This window comes from Clostridium algoriphilum, from assembly GCF_020443705.1.
In the GTDB taxonomy this organism is placed as follows: domain Bacteria; phylum Bacillota; class Clostridia; order Clostridiales; family Clostridiaceae; genus Clostridium_AD; species Clostridium_AD algoriphilum.
This window is the reverse complement of record NZ_JAIZZK010000077.1, coordinates 1-5,380: the sequence shown is the minus strand read 5'-3', so window position 1 is coordinate 5,380 and position 5,380 is coordinate 1. Positions and strand designations below refer to the sequence as shown.

Annotated in this window: 5 protein-coding genes; 4 read left to right on the top strand and 1 reads right to left on the bottom strand. The window is 28.2% G+C overall.

The annotated features are described in order from the left end of the window. The first annotated feature begins 485 nt into the window (after positions 1-485). The 3 genes from LGK95_RS21740 to LGK95_RS21730 all read left to right on the top strand — a co-directional run bounded on the left by LGK95_RS21740 (position 486) and on the right by LGK95_RS21730 (position 4,264). Positions 486-1,421, top strand: coding sequence for a GNAT family N-acetyltransferase (locus LGK95_RS21740; RefSeq protein WP_226126994.1), 936 nt, complete (start codon positions 486-488; stop codon positions 1,419-1,421). Between the two features lie 64 nt (positions 1,422-1,485). Beyond that, a complete protein-coding gene (locus LGK95_RS21735) occupies positions 1,486-3,939 on the top strand; it encodes an EAL domain-containing protein (RefSeq protein ID WP_226126993.1) in 2,454 nt (817 codons plus the stop codon). Positions 3,940-4,123: 184 nt separating this feature from the next. Then, on the top strand, positions 4,124-4,264 hold the full coding sequence (locus tag LGK95_RS21730) for a hypothetical protein (protein ID WP_226126992.1): 141 nt from the start codon (positions 4,124-4,126) through the stop codon (positions 4,262-4,264). A gap of 128 nt (positions 4,265-4,392) precedes the next feature. Here LGK95_RS21730 and LGK95_RS21725 read toward each other — a convergent pair whose 3' ends face one another. Then, positions 4,393-4,596 (bottom strand): DUF6440 family protein, encoded by a 204-nt coding sequence (locus tag LGK95_RS21725; protein ID WP_226126991.1) that lies wholly within the window; start codon positions 4,594-4,596, stop codon positions 4,393-4,395. A 283-nt stretch (positions 4,597-4,879) separates the two neighbouring features. Here LGK95_RS21725 and LGK95_RS21720 point away from each other — a divergent pair, with 283 nt between their 5' ends. Beyond that, entirely contained in the window at positions 4,880-5,245 is a 366-nt protein-coding gene (locus LGK95_RS21720) for a phage holin family protein (protein WP_226126990.1), read from the top strand. The last annotated feature ends 135 nt before the right edge of the window (positions 5,246-5,380 follow it).

Genomic DNA, 5,380 nt, shown 5'->3' with positions numbered 1-5,380 from the left:
AGCGATATCTATTAGGTAATGCAGCATAAACAAAGCGCCTACCAAATGATAGACGCCTTACTTGAAATCTTTAATTATTTCCACTGTCTACTTGACAGGGGGCAGTTCACTCGGGGTTCCTTTTTTTGTTTTAACACCTATATTTGTACTATTATGTACAAACGTAATTAATGATTCAAAAATTCAAAATATATTTATTGTTTTAGGTGAAAATTCAGGGCATATGTGGTTAACCCATTCATATAACTAAGTCTGAGTGGTTTATTTATTTGAATTTTATTATAATATATCATAATCTATGGTATATTATAATGAAAAATAAATAACAATTAGGTTAGTTTAAATGGGATGGAGCTAGTAGTAAATACTTGCTTAATTATAAAATTTGGGGGTAGAGAATGTGGACCTAAGGGTAGACACACATATAAGTTATGATGAATACATAAATTTAGTAGACAAGATATAAAGACGATAAAAAATTTAAAATGAACTGTGAAGAAATTATTCTGAATTTATTTGAGAATAAGGGAACATTTTGTAAGAATGCAGAAATTATTATGGTTGGTGTATATGATCAAACATCACTAATAGCTGGATGTTTTTTAGTCATTCATAATAATTATAAAGATGCTGTTCTTGTTTGTTTTTTTGAGGCGCTACCCAATTATCAACTGGCCGTAGATTTAATAATTAAATATGCCAGAGAACTAGGGGTACTAAATAATTGTAAAAAAATTGTAATAGGGTTAAATACCCATATTAATGCTGGTGCTGGCATCTTAGTAGAAGAATTTAACACTAATTCATATGGTAACAATTACAATCCTCCTTACTATGTGAACTATTTTAAAAACTTTAAGGCAAACATTCATACAATGACTTCTTATAAAGGAAATGTTGAAGATTTTTCGGTTAAGACAATTGAAAAAATAGTTGGAAAAGTTTACAAACGATTTACATTTAGAGAGATTTCCACAGAAAACTTTAGATCGGATATGGCTTTATATACTAGACTTGCAAATCAGGCATTTGCTGAGCATAAGTTTTACTATCAAAGGAAAGAGGAAGAAGATTACGAGTTATATGAGCCAATGCTTACAACTTTAAAATCGGAGAATATTTTATTTGCAGAAAGAGACGGTGAAATAGTTGGTTGCTTAATGTGGTATCCTAATTATTATGAAGAATGTACTAGAAGTTTTAAAATTATTGAAATTGGTGTATTACCTAGTTATAGAAAATCAGGGGTACTACTGGGACTTTTTAATGAATGTTACAAGAGGACAAATGGAAAATTTAATTATATGGAGAGTGGTTGGATATTTGATGATAATTTTTTGTCAAAATCAATTACAAATAGATGGATGAAAAAGGTACATAAAAGATTTAATGTATATGAATTGCAAATACAGAATGCTTAAATTAAGAGCTGAATGAATTTATAAAAAAATATGGTGAATAATAACAACTTAAGGAGAATAGCGTATGGCTGTTTTTACAACTTTATACTTTTTGTGTGGGATTATATATGTGATGATAGGTGTGTTTACATTTTTGAATGATCCTAAGAATAAATCAAATAGGTTATTTTTTATAATGTGCATGAATTTAGCCTTTTGGGCATTTATGTATTCTTTAATAAATCATTCAATTGATGTTAGAACTGCAAATAGTTTATATAAATATTCTACTTTTTTCTGGTCATTAGGAAATTGTTTACTTTTACATTTTATTATAACTTTAACAGGTAAAGAAGGTGTTTTTGATAAACCTTCTAAATACGTAATTTTTTATTCTCCAGCACTAGTTTCTATATATTTATATTTTTTTTGGCCTCTGTCATTGCAAGATTTCGCAAAAACAAATTTAGGATGGGTTGTCCTTCAGGCTAAAGATAGGGGATTCATTTGGACAAATTTTTATAATGTATATTTCTTTACTTATATGGTAGCAGTTATCTTTTTCCTTTTTACTTGGTGGAAAAATTCAAAAATAATAAGGGAGAGAAAACAAGCAATAATTATCTTAATGACAGTGATGATTGCAACAATAGCAGGTGGAATAACAGATATTGTTCTTCCGGTATTAGATATTAAAATAATCCCTTCTATAGGTATTATTTTAATTATTATACCTACAATTGGAATATGGTATTCAATTAAAAAATATAAATTGATGGACCTTAATCCAGAGAATTTTCCTTTAGAGGTTTTAAAAATAATGAAGGAAGGCTTAATTATTGTTGACCACGCGGGTTTAATAAAGGATGTTAACAATGGTGCACTTAAACTACTGGGTTATGAGAAAAACCAACTAAAGGACCAATCGATAAGAACTTTATTCTCAGAAACAACAGAATTATTAAAACTAACAAACTGTAGTAGTTTTGAAACTGAAATGGTGAAACGGAATAATAATGTATTACCAATTCTGTTATCTTCATCAATTTTAAAAGATGGATGTGGGGATTCATTGGGGATTGTTGGTATATTCCAAGATATTTCAGAAATTAAACTAGTCCAGAAAAAATTGATAGATTCATACGATGAGCTCGAAATAAAAGTCAACGAAAGAACCACTGAGCTAAGTAAGGCAAATGAAGAGTTAGAACATGAAATATGTGTACGTATAGACATGGAGGAAAAAATAAAAAATCTAGCTTACTATGATTATTTAACAGGGTTACCAAATAGAAGGTTATTTAATGATAGATTAAATCAGTGTATTCTTGATGCAGTTCGAAATGAAAAAACTCTAGGGGTACTGTTCCTTGATCTAGATTCCTTTAAAAGGATAAATGATACAATGGGACATGATAAAGGGGATGAACTTTTAAAAATGGTAGCAAAGAGGCTAACAAGTATAATAAGGGAAGGTGATACTGTTTGTAGAGTTGGTGGAGATGAGTTTCTAATTTTAATTCGAAATTTAAAAAATGAGAATTATATTGAAGAAGTGTCAAAAAAAATTCTTAGTATTTTTAAAGAGTCGTTTACAATAAATAGTGATCTTTTGTATATAACTACAAGTGTCGGTGGTGCTATTTATCCTGTAGATGGTAATGATGTAGAAACACTAGTCAAAAATGCTGATATTGCAATGTATAGGGCTAAAGAAAAGGGTAAAAATAAATTTCAGCTGTGTACTGCAATTATTAAAGATAGCTTGATTGAAGAAATGAGGTTAACAAATAGTTTATATCGCGCATTAGAGCGAAATGAGCTAGAATTATACTATCAACCTCAAGTAAATTTAATATCAGGTGAGATTATTGGTTTGGAAGCATTAATAAGGTGGAATAATGCAGAATTAGGTTTAGTAAATCCAGGGAAGTTTATATATATAGCTGAAAAGACTGGCTTAATTTTGCCAATCGGTGAATGGGTAACGAGAAGTGCCTGTAGTCAAAACAAAAAATGGCAAGATGAGGGTATAATAAATGTACCAGTAGCTGTTAATCTTTCAGTAAATCAATTTCAAAGTACAAAAGTAATTGATAACATTATAAAAATTTTAAAGGAAACAGGACTAAAACCAACTGATTTAGAACTAGAAATAACGGAAAATATAATTATGAAGGAAACGGAATATATCATAAAATCTTTACAACAATTAAAACAACTTGGAGTCAAAATAGCAATAGATGATTTTGGAACAGAATATTCCTCTTTAAATTATATTAAACAATTACCAGTAGATAAAATAAAAATAGCGATGTCATTTATTCAAGGTATAAACATAAATGAGAAGGATGAGGCAATCATCAATGTTATAATTGTATTAGCTAAAAATTTAGGCTTAAAGGTAATTGCAGAAGGTGTGGAAACAAAGGAGCAGTTAGATTATTTGAGAGAGCAGATGTGCGATGAAATACAAGGGTTTTACTATTATAAACCGATGTCAGTAAATCAAATAGAACGATTGATGAAAAAAAAGTAATACTTTAATTATTTAAATAAGAGAGATTAAAGCTACGAGCTAAAAGAATAAATATATAATATGTTTCCTCGGACTAATAGTTCGGGGAAATTTTTTTTATAGTAGGTAAGTATATTAGATAATAAATAAAAATAGACTTTTAAATGAATCAAAAGAATATAAAGAACTATAAGGAGTGATCTATATGAAGCTGATTTATGGATTATTAATTGCAAAAGCATTTCATAGTGGAAAAGTTCATCCTAAAAAAATAGTAAAGACAATTAAAAAGGAATCTAAGTTTTGGATTAAATTGATTACTGAAGTTAATAAACATTATAAGTAAGTTTGCATTTATAAACTTTAAATATAAGGGGAGGGAAATAAATGTATTGCTCAAAATGTGAAAATAACAATGTAGAAGGAGTAATAAAAAAGAAAATACCGTAGTAAAGTACGATCCATAGTGTTAAATTACAATCTTACTTGTGAGAACATTGGATTACCATCTTTATCTAACAATACAGTAATCATTTCAGCACAATCTTCAATACTTATTAAATAATTTGTTACCGCTTCTCTATCTACAATTAATTTGCAACGTACAGCTAAATTATTATCATGATCATATACAGTTTTAGATAATTTGTTTTTGTTTTTATTGATTTTGTTAAACATTTCTTCCTCCTATATTTTATAGCGTGATAATATATTAATTGGTTTTAAATATTATATCCCAAAGTTCAAACAGTATTCTTATTTGTTTCAATTTAATCTTTGTTATGTTAAGTATTTCCTTTACATTAAAATTTTAGTAAGAGATTATATTTATTTTTAATTTTTATAAGTAAAATTACAACTTTATGGTGAATATATAAATGTACAAAATATTTTAACCAAAAATAAGATAACAAGAATTAATGTTATCTACAACAAATAAATACAAGGAGGTTGTTTAACTGTGAAAAAAGAGGAGAAGAAGAAAGGTGCCGTTAGTATCTTAACAAGTTTAATCATAAGATTTGTTGTAACTTCAGTTATACTAGCTATAACGTCATTCTTAATACCAGGCTTTGTAATTAAGGGTTTAGGTTCAATTATATTAGCTGCAATAGTTATATCCTTACTAGATTATGCAGTAGAAAAGGTTATGGGTGTTGATGCATCGCCTTTTGGCAAGGGACTAAAAGGGTTTGTAATATCAGCTATCATATTATATATAGCACAATACCTAGTTCCTGGAATGGGAGTATCAATAATAGGTGCAATAATTGCTGCAATATTTATTGGAATACTCGATGCAATAATACCTGGTAGGGTGATGTAATTTTAAAAACTAAAAACCACTAGCATTAATAAAATGGATCCTATATGATAGACACTAAAAAAGTCTATTCATATGGGATCTTTTTTTGTACAATTAAATTAGAAAGGTTGTGAGCATTATGAGTAAAAAAGTATT

Bases quoted from the DNA above. Each gene is read 5' to 3' on its own strand.
- LGK95_RS21740 (WP_226126994.1), top strand. From the start codon at position 486: ATGAACTGTGAAGAAATTATTCTGAATTTATTTGAGAATAAGGGAACA.
- LGK95_RS21735 (WP_226126993.1), top strand. From the start codon at position 1,486: ATGGCTGTTTTTACAACTTTATACTTTTTGTGTGGGATTATATATGTG.
- LGK95_RS21725 (WP_226126991.1), bottom strand. From the start codon at position 4,596: ATGTTTAACAAAATCAATAAAAACAAAAACAAATTATCTAAAACTGTA.
- LGK95_RS21730 (WP_226126992.1), top strand. From the start codon at position 4,124: ATGAAGCTGATTTATGGATTATTAATTGCAAAAGCATTTCATAGTGGA.